Consider the following 16,781-nt stretch of genomic DNA (forward strand, 5'->3'; position numbering starts at 1 on the left):
TTACACCTGCTTTGTCCATTGTTCTAGCTGAGGGTGGATATAGGCCACATTAGGGCATTGAATGAGCTCCGGAAACTTCTCGACAATCTGCTGGGTAAAGGGATAAGTAAAGAGCATTTTAATGGCTGACATTTCATCAACAGCTCGTAGCTCTACTTTATCCGGATAAAAATAATAAGTATAGCTACTATCCCGCCATGCCGTCTCTAGTTCACCACATTTTAGCCTGATGATACCAAAAGGTTCGACCTTTATATGGCCAATGCTGGTGAAAGACAAGCTCATCTGACCCGTCTCAAGTGCTACTTGTCCCGCTTTATGACGGCAATGCATCAAATGTTCAATAATCAAGCGAGCAGGTAAAGAAATCTCTTCGAAAATTCGCCGATGGTTTCTGATTTCTTCTGCCCATTCTTCAAAATGGGTGACATGAACAGAGCGCACCTTATTAACCTTTTTAAGAGACTGTTCAATCACTAGATGAAGATCCTCTAAGCATTCTAAAAACAGCAGATCATCTTTTCTAACAATATCCCTCACCAACCCTACTCTTACCTTTACCCATAGTTTAACCGAAATCTGGAAACTTTCCTAGTGATCCTCGAAAATTTAACTATTTCTTATGACGAATCTTCCGGGAGACTCTTTGCACAGCCCGTTCCAGATCAATAGTCTCATAGCCTATGTCATGGGCTATCTCTATGGATTGCCAAAAGCATTGAAGAGCATCCAAATATTGACGCCTGCCCTCATAATATTCAGCTAAGCGTTGCACGGCACTCAAGGAATGAGCGTGATAACCTGCGATCATGCGCTTTGCTTCTTTTTCGTAGAATTCCCCTTCTTCCTCTTCGCCCATGGCATCTAATAGAAATGCCAGATATTCATAGCACTCACCGAGGCGAAGATCGTCTCCCAGCTGTTCAAAGATTGTTGATGCCTCTAAAAAATAGCGCTTGGCCTGACCATATTCTTCTTTATTAACCATCAATTTACCTAAGCTCTGCAAGCGAATCGCTAAACTATTTTCCAGATCTGTGCAGTATTGTATCGACAGCTCTATGTAATACTGAGCTTCGTCGAGATACTCTAGACCTTGAAGTATTTTTGCTATAAAGTACGCTGATTCGCTGGCATCGCTCCCAAGCTGATTCCTCATCTGTAATATTAAGGCTCTTTGCATAGCAAGGAGGGCATCTGCTAAACTTTGCTGCTCAAACTTCATAAAAGCGTAATAGAGCAGGGCATTGGCTAACGATATCTCTATCCCAAGTCCAGCAAAAACCTTACAGGAGTGACGAATATGGTCAATGGCCTCTTTCTTATTACCCTGACGGTAACAGGTTTCACCGATTAGTACACTTAATTCCCCTTCACCCTTCGGGTAATTGTACCGATGACATAGATCTAACGAATTTTTATAGCTTACTTGGGCATCCGACCATCGTTCTTGTGTTGAATATACTTGACCTAGATCACTGTATAGCATCGCTAAACGTAGAGGAGGAGATTCGTTTGGGTAGATCTCGATCGCACGGTTAAACCAAAAAACAGCGCTTTCCATATTGTTTTTTTCTACAGCAATACTTGCTAAACCAGCGAATGCTTCAGACATGCCTTTATAGTTTGATACCTCTTCACAAATTTGCAAGGCTTCCCGAAATCCTCTTTCTGCTGCTTCGATTTTACCTTGCTTAACTTGAACCGTAGCCATTAATCTCAGAGAAAATGCTTTAACTAACGGTACATCTAATTGGATCGCGATTCGTGTAGCCCGCCTAAAGTAATTCTCTGCTTGCATATAATCTGCTTGTGCTAAATGGGTAGTACCTTTTTCCATCAGGGTTCGCCAAATATCCAAACTCTGATCTTTCATTAGCATCCCCTCCGTATCATTTTTATCTTATGCACGGAAGGGCTTTTTGGCGCGAAAACAAGCCTATAGACGAATTTATATGCAATCTAGACAGTTAAGTCGAAATATGTTAATCTGTTGCTGTAGGAGGTGCTATTATGAACGCATATCGTCCAGCTCCGTATTCTAACTGGATCATTGTGTTAAAGATTATCCTCTTGATTATCGCACTTTATTTTTCAGCTATTATACTTAGTCAAGTTTTTGCCTGGTTCTTCTCCATTGCTTTCGTGGTCATTCGTATTGCAGTTTACTTTGTCACTAGTATTCTCGTGCTCCATTTTTTTCTCAAATTATTATTCGGTTATGACCTTCTGAGATTTATTTTAGGTTCACGTTTTAGTCGCTAAACATCAATAGATAAGCACCCTTGAGGGGTGTTTTTTTTTGGTTTTGGTACAACTCTCCCCTCATGTTCAGCCTTCTTCATGAATATCCTTTGGAGAGGGGGGGGAATATCATGCGATTTATTGTATTCAAACGGCCATCTTGGCGAAACGCCATGCTGTGGGCCATTCTCTTATTCGTAGTGCTCGCCTATCGTGAAAATGTCATCTCAGTCTTCTCTAGCAAGCTAAAACCTATTTACTCGGCTGTGGTCACCACCAACGAAGTCGGACTCACCTTCGATATCAGTTGGGGTGAAAATACTGCTGAACCTATCCTCAATATTTTAAAGGAAAAGGGTGTTAAAGCGACCTTTTTCTTATCCAGCCCTTGGGCTTCAAAGCATGAAGATTTAGTCAAACGCATGGTAGCCGATGGTCATGAAATAGCTTCTCATGGTAATCGTCATGTGGATTTAAACACCTTGGGTCCCAGTGAAATCGAACGAGAAATAACCGGTGCTCATGCTGTTCTGGAAGAGCTCACCGGTCAAAAGATTGCCTTATTAAGACCACCGAATGGGGCTTATGATAATAAGCTGATTAGCGTTTCAGCCAAGCTTGGGTACCAGGTCATTCAATGGAGTGTGGACTCCCTAGACTGGAAAAGACCCGGACCAGAAGCGGTAATAAATAACGTTCTCAACGGACTTCCTAAAGGGCATGGTGCTGGTCCTGGAGATATTATTCTCTTTCACGCCTCAGATTCAGCGCCGGACACCATCAAAGCACTTCCAGTGGTCATCGATCGCTTGCAGGCAAAAAATTATCAACTCGTCCCCGTGGGCCAACTACTTAAAAGTGCTACAAAAACTTGGCCGCCTGAAAGCAATTTACCTCCGTTAGAAAAACCGGCGGTTACCCCTTAATTTCCAATAACTTTAGACAAGGCTTTCTCAGCAGCTATGCGCTCACCGGCCTGTTGTAAAGCAATAGTGGCATCTTTCACTACAAACTGTGGTAAACCTCTATCCAATGCTCCTTGAAGATGCTCAGCAGCCTTTACAAAATCACCCTGTTCATATTCTTCAATTCCGGCTAAATATTGAAGACAGGCTTCGCCATCCTCCAGCTTCTCAATTTCCTTAAGGGTGTCTTCATAGCTCTCGCGTTCACCGATAACTAGGGACAAAATCGCCTTTTTCACTAATAGTTGCTGAGTATAAGAAATATTATCCGTCCCTACAAGTTGACGACTCAGCTCTTTGGCTCTATCCCATTGCCCTAAGTTCAGGGCTAAGTCATATTCAGTTGCCAAAACCTGTGGGTGTGCAGATGAGATCTCGGAAGCGCTTTGCCAGGATTTTTGAGCTCGTTCTAGATCACCTGAGGCCATAAGGCTTCTCGTTAGGGCAATGTTTTTTAATACCTGCTCCTCACGATTAAGGTCTGTATCGTTAATCGTGAGCAGAACCTTTTCAGCCTCCTCGTATGACTCTTCTTCATACCACAATAAGCCCTCAGCAAGTCTTTGTAGAGGTAGTGACTTAAATGTATGGATCATCGATTCTGCCTCGCCTAGCTTTCCTTGGAGGCAATAAAGCTGAAAAAGCCAGAAGCGTTGGGTGTCATCATCATATTGCAGCAAATCCGCTTCTAAATCTTCATGATTTCCTTGATTGAGTTTCAGCCACAGCTCACCCTCACGAATTGCCGGAACCTTTTTAAGCCAGTCGGCCTTATCCTCCATCCAAGTGAGCTCCTGAGAAAGAGCCATAAAATCATAACGATCGATAGCCCCTCGAAAGGCCATGACATGTTTTAAATAGGGACTACTTAAAAAGAGAATGCCGAAGATGAGGATCCCGCCTATGAGGATTTTCAGGATGCGCATTCTTTTTTTATACCCTCTTGAGGATCTCTTTTTCCTTGACATTTACTCACACTCTATTCTTTAGGTAGTATCAGTGCCCTTTCCAAGCAGAGAATCCCTCCCCAACCACTTCAGGTACATCGGAAATAGACAGGAAGGCCTTAGCGTCCCGATTGCGAATAATCTCTTTTATCTGTGACATTTCCGTCCGATTGATGACACAATAGACTACTTCTTTGTCCTCATTAGAATAGGCACCCTTTGCTTGAAAAAGCGTGACTCCTCGATCCAATTTTTCCATTATGTCATTGGCAACTCCCTGAGGGTCCTGAGTGACAACTAGGACACTCTTAGAGGGATTTATACCCTCCTGAACCATGTCTATGACCTTCGTCGCAATAAACATGTAAATCATCGCGTACATAGCTCTTTCTGGTCCTAGAAAAATTGCAGCGGCGACAAAAATCAAAGCATCGATGACCATCAGAACCTGCCCCACACTAAAGGATGTGGTGCGGCTAAAGAACACAGCGAGAATATCAGTTCCACCCAAAGAGCCACGACTACGAAAAATAATTCCCATCCCAATACCGCTCACGACACCGGCAAAAATACAGGCGAGTAAAGGATCACTTGTCGGATTAGGTATTACTTTCGTTAAATCTAAAGCGAGAGAAAATACTCCCACTCCGATCATACTATAGATCAGAAACACTCGCCCTACCATTTTCCAACCCACGATAAATAGAGGAATGTTTAAAATGATAACGATTTTGCTAACGGATAGATTGCTTAAGTAATGAATAATAATCGCAATCCCTGTAACTCCACCATCGGCTATTTTGTTGGGCAAAATCATGGAATTAATGCTGGCAGCTACAATGAAAGCTCCAATGCATATCGCCGCTAATCTTTTAAAATGCATCCACGGTGCTCGAAGAGAGTCTTTTCTCCATTCCATAGGAATCCCACCTATCTTGTGCATTCCGAATAGATACAAAATCTATCTGGTTTTATAATCATATTATAGTCAGGAAATTCTCCTTAGATTATACCTTTCCCTAACACAATTTGTGTTTATCAGTCTGAACAGCCATTTGCCATATTGTTCCATGCGCTCCAATCTGTGCATAATATGAATTATCTCTTACTAAAGGAGAGAATGCAAATGGCATTCGATGGTGGTGTTGACGGAGCTGGTTGTGGAAGGAGCTGAGTTGATGTTTGGCTTTGGATTTCTCCCCTTTGTACTGGGTTTTGGATTAGGCGCTACGTTTACAAGACCTCGCTACTACCCATCCTCGTATTATGCTCCATATCCGTACGGTTGGTATTAGCATCAGTCAACGATAGACGCAGTTTAGATCTTATGTTGACGAATTAGCCGGAGGACTCTCTCCGGCTTCTTTCTTTTCATCCTATTGTCACCAAGTCTCAGAGCAGAAACAAAAACACTGCAATCATTTGCAGTGTCTGACTTTCATATGTGGACACCATGGAAAAAAGATTTCTTATCTTTCTCCAAAGAGAGCGCCAAATCCTCAAAATAAATCGGATTCTCCGCAGGCAATGATCAATTTTATGATACCATAAGCCCTCAGGCTTTTCACTGTTGTGTTCAGACATTCATGCGACTGTTTTCGGTCGGTGTACTTGCCATTGATAATTCCTGCTCTGCTTTCTGCTGAAAGACGGCGGGAACTTGTTCTGCTGAACTGTGCCGGGCGGTGGCTTTAAATAGATGATTTGTTTCTGCGCCAATGTTTTTGATGAAACAGGACGTTTCGGAAACGGATAATCCTGCCAGCATAAAAAAGAATGTTTTCGCATATTTTTTATTCTTCTGCCGTTCGGAATCATTGCGAGGATTTTGCTATAGCCGCTATCATTGTTTCGGTGCAGAGCATCCCCTTGGCGGGGAGGCTCACACGCTGTCACAAACGCCCCACACGCCGTTTCAGCGATTGCAGTGGTGTCTACTGCTTCATCGGGACAGCTATCGCTTACAGGGGCAAAGCTGGGTTCCATATTCGTGGCGCAATTTTCTGTATGCATAGCTTCAGCAAGGGCATCCTCCTGAATGGCTTTCATGAGCGCCAGCTTGGAAGGGTTCCGTTCCACGGCAAGGCCAATATAAAACGAACGCTGCTCATCGGTTTCACAGCATTCCAGTATCACGGCGTTCTGTGTCCAGCCAAGGGACTGTGCCCTTTCCATAAGAACCAGGTTGTTTTCATAAGTGCGGTAAAAATCACGCATCCTGCGGAGATTGCGAAGAGAGAAGCCTTTCAGCGATGGAAATCGGTCAGCGAGCATTTCAGCCAAATGTGGGATAAATGCTTTTTCTCCCTGACGGCAGATACATTGACCGATCCGTGTATAAAGCTCCAGCAGTGCCCGATTGCAGGGCTTCTCGTCTTTTTCATAGCATTCAGCTACCGCAGAGGCAATCTGTTCCAGATACAGGGCACTGTTCTTTTTCAATGCTTTCATAGACTTCTCCTTTCCGGCTCCGTGGGAGCCTGTTTTTTTATGTACCCGGCAGAGCAAGCTCCACCGGTGAAATGCTTGGAATTGTTAGTAGCTTTGTTTCATTTCAAGGCCGCCGTCCTGTTGTGCAGTTGCTTCATCCATATGAACGCCCAGCCGGTTGGGAAGATAATCACTCAGCCAAGTGCCGCCGAAGGCACTGTGTGACTGCAAACGCCATATGGCGAGCTTTCCCATATGCAAATCCACATTTTCCATGAAAAACAGCAGATTGGTGCAGCCGTCATGCTCAAAAGCGAAAACCTCCTTGAAGGTATCGCCGTTTTGCAGGATACCTTCCTGTGTCAGCAGCTCGTTGATGCCGTTTACCCATTCTGATAGCTCCCCGCCGCAGCCTTGAAGAATCAATCCCTCACGGTCTGTCATGGCGCGAAGCTCATCTGTCGTAATCCGTTTCACGGTATGGCCTCCCTTCATTCCATTTTCATGCCGAACTGCTGAGTAGGACTTTCCTCCGGCTCAGACGGTGCCGGACGTGAAAGCACCGAGAAGCCGTCCTCGCCGGGAACGACACCGAGGGTGCGCCCATTGTCAAAGGTGCAGTGAAGCGTGCCGATGTCATCCACGAAATTTACCGTCCCTTCCGTACCCGGCGCAATGGGGGCGTAGGGATCGTCCATACTGTCGAGGCGGATACGGGTTCCGCTGGGATACCGCTCCTTCATCCGCTGTGCTTTTTGGTAATCGAAAAACATTTTCATTCCTCCTGATATGCTTTGAATTTGTGTTCAGCTACTTATGGGATATAGAAAATCAGGTGCAGGATATTTTCCCGCACCTGATTGCCGTTGTCCTTATATGATCTGCTCAATCTCCGTTCCGTCCTTGAAACGGATGAGCAGTTTTTCTTCGCTGAGTACCGTGATGGCACTGATCAGCTGCCGCACCGTGACCTCATCGAATGTGGTGATGCCGGTGTCCACCGCTTCCAGCTGGGCGGCCAGCTGCTCCGCCCGTTCATCCGCCTGTTCGGTATCCTGCCGGTTTTTCTCCAGCTCACTCCGTTTGGCCACCAGTGCGGAGAATTCCATGCTGACCTTTTTTAGTTCCTCGTCGTATTGGGTGGAATCCGCTCCCACGGCGGCAGCAAGCTGGAGAAGCCTGTACTGCTGTTCCCGCAGTTGGGACAGCCTGCTGTCGATGGTTGCGAGGCTGGTTTCGCCGTTTTCCGGCAAAAGGGCAGTTCGGATGCTGTCCTGTAGAATCGCTTTCAAGCTCTTTTGGCTAAACATTTCGTTCATGGCACTGACCACCGCAGTGTGAATCCGGCTTTCCTCCAGCGTGGGGGCATCCTTGCAGAACTTCTTACCATTCTCCAGACGGCTGATGCACCGCCAGACAATTTTTTTACCCTCCGGTCTGGTCCATGTCACCCTGCGGTAAGGGCTGCCGCAGTTCCCGCAGGATAACAGCTCGGTCAGCACATATTTGCCGCTGTATTTGGCAAGCTCGGTCTTGGCGGCTGTACTGACTTTTTTCAGGCTGGAGCGCCGTGCCATTTCCTCCTGCACCCGCTGAAAGGTCAGCCGGTCGATGATGGCGGGATGGCTGTTCTCCACGTAATATTGGGGAAGCTCACCGGTGTTCTTCTTAGTCTGGCGGGTAAAAAGGTCTGCGATGTAGGTTTTCTGGAGCAGCGCGTCCCCCATATATTTTTCGTTTCGAAGCATCCCCCGTATCACACCGTCATTCCACTTTTTATGCCCCCGCGCCGTTTTGATGCCGTCCGCCTCAAGGTCTGCGATGATTTTGGCTACGCTGTGCCCAATCAGATACCGTGAATAAATCCTGCGGACGATTTCCGCTTCCTCCGGGTCGATTTCAGGCAGATCGTTCTCGCCCCTGCGATAGCCTAAAAATCCGGCATAGTGAAAGTAAACCTTGCCGTCCTTGAAATTTTTGCGGTGTCCCCAGCGGATGTTGCCGCTCATGGACTCGCTCTCGGCCTGTGCCTGGCTCATCATAAAGGTGAGGATCATCTCGTTGTCCATATAGAGGGTGTTGACATTTTCTTTCTCGAAGAAAACACCCACGCCCATTCGCTTGAGCCTGCGGACATAATCCAAGCCGTCCAGTGTATTCCGGCAAAACCGGGACACCGATTTAGTGATAATCAGATCCACCTTGCCCTTTTCGCAGGCTTTAATCATCCGCAGGAAATCCTTGCGTTTTTTCGTGGAGGTTGCGGTTTTGCCCTCGTCCGCGAACATATCCACCATGGTCCACTCCTGCTGGGCGGTGATTTTTTCGGTGTAATATTCAATCTGCGCCTGATAGCTGTCGAGCTGTTCCTCGGAGCTGGTGGAAACGCGGCAGTAGGGCGCTACCCGCAGGCGCTGTTTGCGGATATCCTTTTGGTTGTGTTTGGGATCGGCGGGAATCACCGTGACTTTTCTCACTGCGCTTTCGGGCACTTTGCTTCCTCCTTTCCATCTGCTTCAAGGGTTTTTCCGTTGATGAGCCGCAAGCGGAGACCGCCGTGGGCGGTAAATTGGATTTCCTGCACTGCGGTTGTAAAAAGCTCTTTGAGAAGTTCCGCATTGATAGATTGTGTGAGGATTTTCTCCTTCAGTCTCTGCATCTGATAATAAGGCATAGAATCAGGCAGTCCGCTGTATTGCTCGGCGGCACAGGCCAGTATCAGCATTTTGGTGTACTCCGGTTCCGGCTCCGCTTTGTTCAGCTCCCGGATGACCTCGTTCTGGATGCGTACTGCCTCCAGCGTCGGCTCCTCTGTATTCTGCGGCAGAAACCACTCTAAGAGATTGGGGGTCTGCGTCAGCACATCCAGCCTTTCGGATAGGGCTGTGCGGATGTCCTCGTCCTCTATGTAACGGCGGTTGGTACAGTCATCCTTTTCGCAGTACCAGCGGGGCTTTCCCCCAGCTCTGGTATCGCGGAGCATCCTGCCGCCGCACACGCCGCAGACCGCTTTTTCACGGATGGGTCCGATGTAGTCCAGGCAGGGGGTAAAGGTATTCTTTTCTCCCCTGACAAGCTGGGCACGCAGAAAGGCTTCCAGCTCAAGGATGGGGGGATATTCCTTTTCCCCAAGATAGCGTTCGTTTTCAAGGATGCGCTTAACCATGTGCTTGTTCCATTCAGTCGTGTGGCTGTGGTAACGAAGCCCCCGGCGCATCATTTCAGCGGCAATTTTGCTGTAGGCCATGCCGTCCGCATAAAGCCTGAAAATCTCTTTGACCGCCGCCGATTCTGTGGGGCTGCATTGTATCTTTCCCTTTTTCATGGTGTACCCGAAGGGGATTTTTCTCTGCCATGCCATATTACCGCACCGACCTTTCCATGGTTTCTTTCAGCATCAGACCGTTGTGGAGGCTGATGCTCATCGCTGTTTCCGAGGCGATGGTGATGTTCTCCACCAGCATCTCAAATACTTCCTCCGTGAGTTCTTCCAGATAGTCGGGGCTGTCCTCCAGATAATCCAGCATGGCTTCGGTCGCTTTGATCTGACTGTCCTCGCCGTTGGCCTCCATGATGCGGCGGCGTTGACGGCGCAGCTCCCGAAGTTTGAAGTCAATTTCGCCGGTTTGGGATAAATAAAGAGCAGAATCTACGTATCCCTTCGACTTGAGTCGAACAAGAACGAGATTCTGCTCGGTGAGCTGGGCGATTTCTTTGTCAATATCATTGATTCTGCGGTTGGAGCGAAGCTCCTTTTCCCGAAGCTCGGTCAGCTGGGTTAAGACCGGGGACAGGATTTGTGTACGATGCCGTTTCAGCTTGTGGTACATATGGAGGATTGCCGTGACAATCTGTTCCTCCGGTATCTGTGAGGTGGGACAAAGGTTTTTATCACGGTCATGCCTCCGGCAAGTCCAGTAGACCTTTTCGTTGACGATTTTTCTGCGGAACAGGGTTCCGCAACCTTCACAGCGGATTTTTTTTGCCAGCAGTGCGAAGGAAGCCGGTCTGTTGCCCTGATTCCGTCGGCTTTCCATCAGTGCCTGCACCCGTTGAAAGTCCTCCTTGGAAATAATCGCCTCATGGCAGTTCTCTACAAAGTATTTTGGCTTCTCGCCCTTGTTGCGCACCTGCCGGAACGGGATTTCGTTGGTGGCAAAGCTCTTTTGCCAGATCATATCTCCGGTGTAAGCGATGTTGGTGAGAATGTATGCCACTGTACTTGGGTGCCAGACGGTTCGCCCCTTGGTGCGGGGGATGCCTGCTTTGTTCAGCTCGTCTGCGATGTCATCCTTTCCCTGACCGCTGAGATAAGCGGCATAAATGCGGCGCACCACCTCGGCTTGTTCAGGAATAATCATTAGGGTGCGCCCCTCCAACCTGTAGCCGTAAGGCTCGGACGGCGAGAGGTAATCGCCCTTTTCCATACGGATGCGGACGCTGATCTGCATATTGTTTGAGTGGTTCTGTGACTCCATCTGTGAAAAAGCGCCGTAGATGGTGGCAATCTGCTCCGACGTCATTTTGCCGGTGTCGATGTTCTCCTTTTCAAAGTGAATGGAGATGCCCAGCCGTAAAAGCTCCCGCACATACTGGATGTATTCCTTGGTATTTCTTGCGAAACGGGATATGGATTTGACGAGGACGCGGTCGATCTTTCCATCCCTGCAGTCCTGTATCATGCGGTTGAATTCATCCCGCTTGCTTGCTACAAGGCCGGAGATGCCCTCGTCGGCATAAATGTCCGCCAGCTCCCAGCTCTCCTGTGCGGCGATATGCCGGGTGTAATAATCCACCTGTGCGATGTAAGAGTTCTGTTGATCCTCCGAGTCGCTGCTCACACGGGCATATGCCGCCACACGGAGCTTTGCAATTTCCGGCTTTCTCGCCTGTATCAATGTGATTTTAGGCGCTTCCGCCGATGTTGAATTGGATTGATACATCTTTTTTCCCTCCTTTCAACGACATACACTACCACACCTCCCGGCATATAGCTACTGAATAGTTGATAATATTCAGAAAACAATTCCGCGACTCAGCATAGTGCGATGATGGTGGGTCGCAGCCTGCGTTCCAAGTCTTTTTTAATCCTTTCAATTTCCTGATCCGTCATGCTCTTGGCGGCCGCAAGCCATGTGAGCTGCTGCAAGGCGGCAGCGTACATTAGATTATCGGATACCTGTGCGTTTGTCATGGTGTTTCCCTCCCTGATAAAATAGGCACCGGAGCAAGCCCGATGCTGATTGCCAGTGCCTCATCAATTTTTTTCATTTCCTGCGTACCCAGCCTGCCGACATATTCCCGAAGCCTGCTGCGGTCGATGGTGCGTATCTGCTCCAGAAGCACAAAGGACTCTCTGTACAATCCGCTTATTCCGGCGATGGCCGCATGGGTGGGGAGCGGCTTTTTTGGCTCCGCTGTAATGGCGGCAGCAATCACGGTGGGACTGTAGCGGTTTCCGACGTTATTTTGCAGAATGACCACAGGCCGCACACCGCCTTGTTCCGAGCCGACCGTTGGATTTAAATCTGCGTAGTAGATGTCGCCTCGTAAAATGACCTTTTGGAACTGTTTCAAATACACACCTCTTTTCCTATGCCGGTATTCTTAATGGCACAAATATAGGGACCGCCCTGTATGATCTGCTTTGCTGTGAGAGCATCCGCAGACAGGGCGATCCCCATCGCTTCTGACATTAAGTCTTTTTTTTGTAATAACTGTGCTTAATTCAACACTATTCCCCAAGCACACAGAGCTCTGGTTTATAAGAGCCCAAAAGGCGACGGCCTGAACTGCGGCTGGCTTCACCGCATCATAGGAATCTCACCTCCACCGGGATCTCCGCTGGCTGCCCTCATTGCGTGGTCCCCAGGTCTTGTGGGGGCTGTGACTGGACAGAAGTATCAATATAGGCTGACGGGGTCATTGCAAAACAGGCTGCCACAGCCTGCTTTTCGGATGAATGGGTACCGCTTTGCACCTTATTTGGCCGTCTTTGATAGGAGCAGAAAGAAACAAACGAACAGAAAATAAGTGCTTTCGTTTTCTTACTGCCTGCCTACAGGTGGTCTTGGCGCATCCTCCGGGGTCGCTTTCCCTTTTGGGGTCCGTCAGCTAACGTATTCAGGTCGTCGGATATGAAATTTTCAAAGAGCAGTGAGGGTGAATAGAAAAACCCCCTCACTACTAAGCCGATTTCGTGAGGGGGTTGGACCAAATTATTTTTAATTTTCCATAAGTTTTTTCAGACGGGCCAGTATCCGCTTCTTCCTGTTATGGATTGTCATGCGAGGGATTCCGGTTTCTACTGCCATTTGGTGCTCACTTTTGTTCTGAAAAAACAGTGTAAAAATGAGTTCCTGCTCCGCACTGGTAAGCTGGTTGAGGCACCTGTGGAGCTTTTCCGTTATGAGCTTGTCCATGACCACATCCTCCACACGGGGAGAGACAAGGTCCGGAATCCCATCCTCGCCTGTAGTTTCCGCCGTATCCATGGCACTGTAATAAAAGACGCCGTTTGCCGTATCCCTTTCCTCCAGATAGATTTCACGGCGCTTCATGCGGTGATAGGTAACATAGACTTCTTCGCTGACCGGCACAAGCTGACCCTGCACCTTGATTCGGTATTCTTTTTTCTCTGCCATATGGCTTGTCCTCCGTTTTTTGAAATTTTGATGGTGAGTCAAAATGTCAGAAGCGGAGGGGAGCGGCAGCGAGGAACAACAGCTTCCTTATATAAAAGCAGATTGTAAAACTCTGTAAATCTCTGTCGTTGTGAACGGTTTCTTGTCGAAAAGAAAAAGTCAGCACTTTGCCCTTGGCAAAATACTGACTTTTTTAGAGTGTATCTATGAAATTGTGTATGTAGAGAAAGGTATAGACGGACAGCGCCATCTTTATCTACACCTCCATGCGGGAGGGTAACGGTTATTACTCATAGAAATACCTCTTTCTTCCGTGGCAGGTGAAAGCCGGTATCCCGATATCCAAATGATCCGTCAAAAGCCGTATAAGAGAGCAAGGGCGTGCCCTCTGTTGAAGAGGGCACGCCCTGCGCGGTTTTTGGCAGCCAGGCTATCATAACGTTCGAGAACGCCTTAGACCCTGTAGCTTTGCGCCCCCGGTTTTCACCGGGTTTGCCCTTGGCATTATAATTTTATTTGGTCTTTCATGGAATGTTAATGGCAGAAATCTTTTTCTGTAAATACTTCCGGGTTGCTGCTGTACCGGAATATATTCCTATAAAGATGATAAAAATCTCCAATCTTCCAAAAATCATTCCCAGCATTTCAATCACCAAAGTTGCTGTGTTGGTGGATGGACCCGTTATCCCAATTGACAAGCCCACTGTTCCAAGCGCGGAAGCAAACTCAAACATCGCCTCAGTAAGAGAACAGTTTGCCGTTAAGGTTAACAACAGCGACCCAGCAATAAATATGCTTAGATAGCAGGAAATAAAGCCGGTCGTATCTGCTATCAGTGTGCTGTCTATTAGGCTTTTCCCTTGCGCCTTGTTATAATAGGATACGGTTATTTTCCGCGCAGGAAATAATCTTTTACATACATTGATATAGGTTGTACGTATCATCAGGTATACGCGCGTGAGCTTGATTCCACCAGCAGTTGATCCGATTCCGCCGCCGACCAGCATCAGCAAAGTTAATATTCCAATGGCAAAAGGCGGCCATACAGTGTATGACATTGTAGAGAATCCAGTGGTGGAAAGTGCGGAGGTTACATCAAAGGCGGCACGGCGAATACCCTCTCCAATACTTATGTTTAAGGAGTGGGATAAGGAAAATGCAGTTACAGGAATAAAGATTGCTAATAATAAAAGCATGAATTTTACTTCGCTCACCCGAAAAGCCCGCCGCAGTTTTCCTTTTGTCAAGAGCTGCAGAACTGCAAAGTTTGTAGTGCCAATTAGCATTAATACGATGGTAATCAGTTCTATAGAAAAGCTGTTATATTCTCCTATGCTGTTTAGCTTGGTTGAGAATCCACCTGTTGACAATGCGCACATTGCATGAACCATTCCGTCAAACAGGTTCATTCCAGCAAGGCGATAAGCAAATGTTCCTATGCCAAGAAAAGCAAGGTACATCCCTGCGATTGTTTGTGCTGTTTTTGTCAGATTCGGCATGAGCTTGTCCGGATGTCCTTCTGCACTAAATAGATTCATAGACTGCTTTTCCCGAATAAAAATGATCATAACCATAACAAAACCCAGCCCACCGCAAAATTGCATAAACGCTCGGTGAAACAAAAAGATTTGAGGTGTCTTTGTTACATCCATTACAGAAAGTCCGGTGGTGGTCCATCCGCTCACCGCCTCAAACAGTGCCTGAACAAAGGTCAGCTGCTTTGATAAAACAAATGGCAGTGCGCCAGTGACAAATCCATAAAGCCATGCAAATAGCACGGTTAAGCTGCTGTTTTGTAATGCATGGTTCCATTGCTGACAATCCTTATCTTTTTTAGGCAGTAATCCACTCAACAAACCCAGAATAACGGATACCATGGATGGAACTAAAAATGCAAATGTATAATTGCTTTCCTGCGGATAAAAGGGTAATACTGCAAGAGGAACCGCCATTAGAATTCCAATCAGCAGCATAAGCTTTCCGCAGGTGCCACATCTGGACATATATACCTTCATAACCCTCCCCGTCCTGTCAGCTCTTTAATCGCAGTCAATTCCTGCTTGTCCGACGAAATGAGAACCAGCATATCTCCAGCAAGTATTCGAGTGTCTCCACGGGGAATCATGCTGCCCTCACCACGAAGAATGCACCCAATAATAACCTCCTTGGGCAGATCAATCTCCCATATTTTTTTACCCACCACCGGAGCTGTTCCGGGAATAGGAACCTCAGCAATGCTGATGCGCCCTTCACCAATTGGAATAAGGGACGCGATTCCATCTAAAAAAGCTTGCTGCTCAATAATATTGGTAATAGCATTTACCGCACACACCACGGAATCAATGCCCATCTGATAGAAAAAGTCTGTTTTCTTTGGATCATTAACAAGCGCAACCGTTTTTTTAATGTTATACTTCTTTTTACACAACTCACAGATAACCAGATTATCGTCATCCCTTTGTGTAAGTGCAATGGCAATATCCATGTCCTGAGCATTTGCATCCTCCAAAACAAAGGGTTTTGTTCCGTCACCATGAATCACTGATAGAGCCTCTGTCTCAGCCAAAATGAGACAGCTTTGATAATCACTGTTAATTACCGTTACACGATAATCTTTTTTTATCAGTGAAGCAGCAAGGGAACGTGCTTTATGAAAACCTCCAATAATTAAAGCTTTGTTTTTCATACTGCCGCCTCCTTTTCATGACTGTTCAGCAACCCACGTATTGCGTTTGACGATAAAATAGCAGGGGATATCGTATCAATACCAAATTCGCGATATACATAATCCCTCTCAGGGTCATACAGCCGGGCTATTACAAGTTCCTTTTTAAAGATTTCCTTAGCCATCTGAGAAATCATGATATTGGAATTGTCATTATTGGTTACAACAACCACGGCGGTCGCCTTTTCTACTTGTGCCTCACGCAAAACATCGATGTCTGAAGCATCTCCTATGAGAGTGAGACCCCCATAGGACGACGACAGTTTACGAAAGGATTCCTTATTATTGTCTATAATTAAGACATCCTGCCCTTCATCAGATAAGGCATTTGCCAGGCTACCGCCCAGCCGCCCACAGCCAATGATTACGATATAATCTGCTTTTTCTTTTCTCCCAAACAGTTTCATTCCTGTTCCCTCCTCACAACATGGCCAATACCATTTTTGTCATAAACTAATTTAAAGTTATCCTTCTTCGTCTCAGGCGGACAATCAGATTCATCAATAGCCCAAGTCCCTCTGGAGAAAAAAGTCCCGAAGTGGTCTAAGTTATGACTCGCGGGAACATAGGTAGGGTCAAGTGCCCATGCCGCACGAAAATGCTTCATGGCAGTCAAGTGATCACCTTGCATCTCCAGCAGCAGTCCAATCAGGTTATGCGGTTCCGGTGCATGCGGATATTTTTTCATTGCTTCAAAAATCAGCGGTTCGCATTTTTGATAAGCTCTTTCGCCTACTAACGTCCGTACTGTATTGCAAAGCGCAGTCAATTCGTTTTTGCTTTCCATCCTATCTTGCATTTTCATAAGTAAAGTCTCCTTTCCGTT

At 46.8% G+C, this 16,781-nt stretch carries 19 protein-coding genes and 1 riboswitch; of the genes, 2 read left to right on the forward strand and 17 right to left on the reverse strand.

Annotated features, from left to right (window positions below; all coding sequences use genetic code 11):
- Nucleotides 1–540: a hypothetical protein gene (locus AAC978_RS08860; protein WP_341547686.1), complete on the reverse strand. Its 540-nt coding sequence runs from the start codon at nt 538–540 to the stop codon at nt 1–3.
- A 73-nt stretch (nt 541–613) separates the two neighbouring features.
- The gene (locus AAC978_RS08865; RefSeq protein ID WP_341547687.1) at nt 614–1,876 is read right to left on the reverse strand and encodes a tetratricopeptide repeat protein; all 1,263 of its coding nucleotides are present in this window, start codon (nt 1,874–1,876) and stop codon (nt 614–616) included.
- Nucleotides 1,877–2,013: 137 nt separating this feature from the next.
- Between AAC978_RS08865 and AAC978_RS08870 the strand changes: the two genes are divergently transcribed.
- Both AAC978_RS08870 and AAC978_RS08875 read left to right on the forward strand, forming a co-directional pair.
- A complete protein-coding gene (locus tag AAC978_RS08870; protein WP_341547688.1) occupies nt 2,014–2,265 on the forward strand; it encodes a hypothetical protein in 252 nt (83 codons plus the stop codon).
- Between the two features lie 110 nt (nt 2,266–2,375).
- Nucleotides 2,376–3,170, forward strand: a complete 795-nt coding sequence (locus AAC978_RS08875) for a polysaccharide deacetylase family protein (RefSeq protein WP_341547689.1) — start codon at nt 2,376–2,378, stop codon at nt 3,168–3,170.
- On the opposite strand, the gene AAC978_RS08880 is transcribed toward AAC978_RS08875, so the two are convergent.
- The 15 genes from AAC978_RS08880 to AAC978_RS08950 all read right to left on the reverse strand — a co-directional run bounded on the left by AAC978_RS08880 (nt 3,167) and on the right by AAC978_RS08950 (nt 16,760).
- Nucleotides 3,167–4,177, reverse strand: coding sequence for a tetratricopeptide repeat protein (locus AAC978_RS08880; protein ID WP_341547690.1), 1,011 nt, complete (start codon nt 4,175–4,177; stop codon nt 3,167–3,169). The genes AAC978_RS08875 and AAC978_RS08880 overlap by 4 nt on opposite strands.
- A gap of 28 nt (nt 4,178–4,205) precedes the next feature.
- Complete coding sequence (locus AAC978_RS08885; protein WP_341547691.1) at nt 4,206–5,075, reverse strand: YitT family protein; 870 nt, start codon at nt 5,073–5,075, stop codon at nt 4,206–4,208.
- A 665-nt stretch (nt 5,076–5,740) separates the two neighbouring features.
- Nucleotides 5,741–6,607 (reverse strand): DUF1016 N-terminal domain-containing protein, encoded by an 867-nt coding sequence (locus AAC978_RS08890; RefSeq protein ID WP_341547692.1) that lies wholly within the window; start codon nt 6,605–6,607, stop codon nt 5,741–5,743.
- Nucleotides 6,608–6,691: 84 nt separating this feature from the next.
- Nucleotides 6,692–7,063, reverse strand: a complete 372-nt coding sequence (locus AAC978_RS08895; protein WP_341547693.1) for a hypothetical protein — start codon at nt 7,061–7,063, stop codon at nt 6,692–6,694.
- A gap of 14 nt (nt 7,064–7,077) precedes the next feature.
- Entirely contained in the window at nt 7,078–7,359 is a 282-nt protein-coding gene (locus AAC978_RS08900; protein WP_341547694.1) for a DUF4314 domain-containing protein, read from the reverse strand.
- Between the two features lie 99 nt (nt 7,360–7,458).
- Nucleotides 7,459–9,078 (reverse strand): recombinase family protein, encoded by a 1,620-nt coding sequence (locus AAC978_RS08905; protein ID WP_341547695.1) that lies wholly within the window; start codon nt 9,076–9,078, stop codon nt 7,459–7,461.
- Nucleotides 9,060–9,947, reverse strand: a complete 888-nt coding sequence (locus AAC978_RS08910) for a recombinase family protein (protein ID WP_341547696.1) — start codon at nt 9,945–9,947, stop codon at nt 9,060–9,062. The genes AAC978_RS08905 and AAC978_RS08910 overlap by 19 nt, the downstream gene beginning before the upstream one ends.
- Nucleotide 9,948: 1 nt before the next feature.
- On the reverse strand, nt 9,949–11,529 hold the full coding sequence (locus AAC978_RS08915) for a recombinase family protein (RefSeq protein WP_341547697.1): 1,581 nt from the start codon (nt 11,527–11,529) through the stop codon (nt 9,949–9,951).
- Between the two features lie 92 nt (nt 11,530–11,621).
- Entirely contained in the window at nt 11,622–11,780 is a 159-nt protein-coding gene (locus AAC978_RS08920; RefSeq protein WP_341547698.1) for a hypothetical protein, read from the reverse strand.
- A complete protein-coding gene (locus AAC978_RS08925) occupies nt 11,777–12,163 on the reverse strand; it encodes a type II toxin-antitoxin system PemK/MazF family toxin (protein WP_341547699.1) in 387 nt (128 codons plus the stop codon). The genes AAC978_RS08920 and AAC978_RS08925 overlap by 4 nt, the downstream gene beginning before the upstream one ends.
- 647 nt (nt 12,164–12,810) lie before the next feature.
- Complete coding sequence (locus AAC978_RS08930) at nt 12,811–13,230, reverse strand: sigma factor-like helix-turn-helix DNA-binding protein (RefSeq protein ID WP_341547700.1); 420 nt, start codon at nt 13,228–13,230, stop codon at nt 12,811–12,813.
- A 417-nt stretch (nt 13,231–13,647) separates the two neighbouring features.
- Nucleotides 13,648–13,737: riboswitch (cyclic di-GMP riboswitch) on the reverse strand.
- A gap of 17 nt (nt 13,738–13,754) precedes the next feature.
- The gene (locus tag AAC978_RS08935; RefSeq protein WP_341547701.1) at nt 13,755–15,233 is read right to left on the reverse strand and encodes a TrkH family potassium uptake protein; all 1,479 of its coding nucleotides are present in this window, start codon (nt 15,231–15,233) and stop codon (nt 13,755–13,757) included.
- Nucleotides 15,234–15,241: 8 nt separating this feature from the next.
- Complete coding sequence (locus AAC978_RS08940; protein WP_341547702.1) at nt 15,242–15,916, reverse strand: potassium channel family protein; 675 nt, start codon at nt 15,914–15,916, stop codon at nt 15,242–15,244.
- Nucleotides 15,913–16,362 carry a potassium channel family protein gene (locus tag AAC978_RS08945; protein WP_341547703.1) on the reverse strand — a complete coding sequence of 150 codons (450 nt, stop codon included), beginning with the start codon at nt 16,360–16,362 and terminating at the stop codon, nt 15,913–15,915. The genes AAC978_RS08940 and AAC978_RS08945 overlap by 4 nt, the downstream gene beginning before the upstream one ends.
- On the reverse strand, nt 16,359–16,760 hold the full coding sequence (locus AAC978_RS08950) for a tetratricopeptide repeat protein (protein ID WP_341547704.1): 402 nt from the start codon (nt 16,758–16,760) through the stop codon (nt 16,359–16,361). Before AAC978_RS08950 ends, AAC978_RS08945 begins: the two co-directional genes overlap by 4 nt.
- Nucleotides 16,761–16,781 lie beyond the last annotated feature (21 nt).

Origin of the sequence: Desulfitobacterium sp. THU1 (genome assembly GCF_038181555.1) — a bacterium.
GTDB lineage: Bacteria > Bacillota > Desulfitobacteriia > Desulfitobacteriales > Desulfitobacteriaceae > Desulfitobacterium.

Excerpts from the sequence above, each read along its gene's own strand:
- AAC978_RS08930 (WP_341547700.1), bottom strand. The coding sequence starts at position 13,230 with ATGGCAGAGAAAAAAGAATACCGAATCAAGGTGCAGGGTCAGCTTGTG.
- AAC978_RS08935 (WP_341547701.1), bottom strand. The coding sequence starts at position 15,233 with ATGTCCAGATGTGGCACCTGCGGAAAGCTTATGCTGCTGATTGGAATT.
- AAC978_RS08880 (WP_341547690.1), bottom strand. The coding sequence starts at position 4,177 with ATGTCAAGGAAAAAGAGATCCTCAAGAGGGTATAAAAAAAGAATGCGC.
- AAC978_RS08865 (WP_341547687.1), bottom strand. The coding sequence starts at position 1,876 with ATGAAAGATCAGAGTTTGGATATTTGGCGAACCCTGATGGAAAAAGGT.
- AAC978_RS08920 (WP_341547698.1), bottom strand. The coding sequence starts at position 11,780 with ATGACAAACGCACAGGTATCCGATAATCTAATGTACGCTGCCGCCTTG.
- AAC978_RS08915 (WP_341547697.1), bottom strand. The coding sequence starts at position 11,529 with ATGTATCAATCCAATTCAACATCGGCGGAAGCGCCTAAAATCACATTG.
- AAC978_RS08885 (WP_341547691.1), bottom strand. The coding sequence starts at position 5,075 with ATGGAATGGAGAAAAGACTCTCTTCGAGCACCGTGGATGCATTTTAAA.
- AAC978_RS08875 (WP_341547689.1), top strand. The coding sequence starts at position 2,376 with ATGCGATTTATTGTATTCAAACGGCCATCTTGGCGAAACGCCATGCTG.
- AAC978_RS08945 (WP_341547703.1), bottom strand. The coding sequence starts at position 16,362 with ATGAAACTGTTTGGGAGAAAAGAAAAAGCAGATTATATCGTAATCATT.
- AAC978_RS08890 (WP_341547692.1), bottom strand. The coding sequence starts at position 6,607 with ATGAAAGCATTGAAAAAGAACAGTGCCCTGTATCTGGAACAGATTGCC.
- AAC978_RS08950 (WP_341547704.1), bottom strand. The coding sequence starts at position 16,760 with ATGAAAATGCAAGATAGGATGGAAAGCAAAAACGAATTGACTGCGCTT.
- AAC978_RS08940 (WP_341547702.1), bottom strand. The coding sequence starts at position 15,916 with ATGAAAAACAAAGCTTTAATTATTGGAGGTTTTCATAAAGCACGTTCC.
- AAC978_RS08870 (WP_341547688.1), top strand. The coding sequence starts at position 2,014 with ATGAACGCATATCGTCCAGCTCCGTATTCTAACTGGATCATTGTGTTA.
- AAC978_RS08910 (WP_341547696.1), bottom strand. The coding sequence starts at position 9,947 with ATGGCATGGCAGAGAAAAATCCCCTTCGGGTACACCATGAAAAAGGGA.
- AAC978_RS08900 (WP_341547694.1), bottom strand. The coding sequence starts at position 7,359 with ATGTTTTTCGATTACCAAAAAGCACAGCGGATGAAGGAGCGGTATCCC.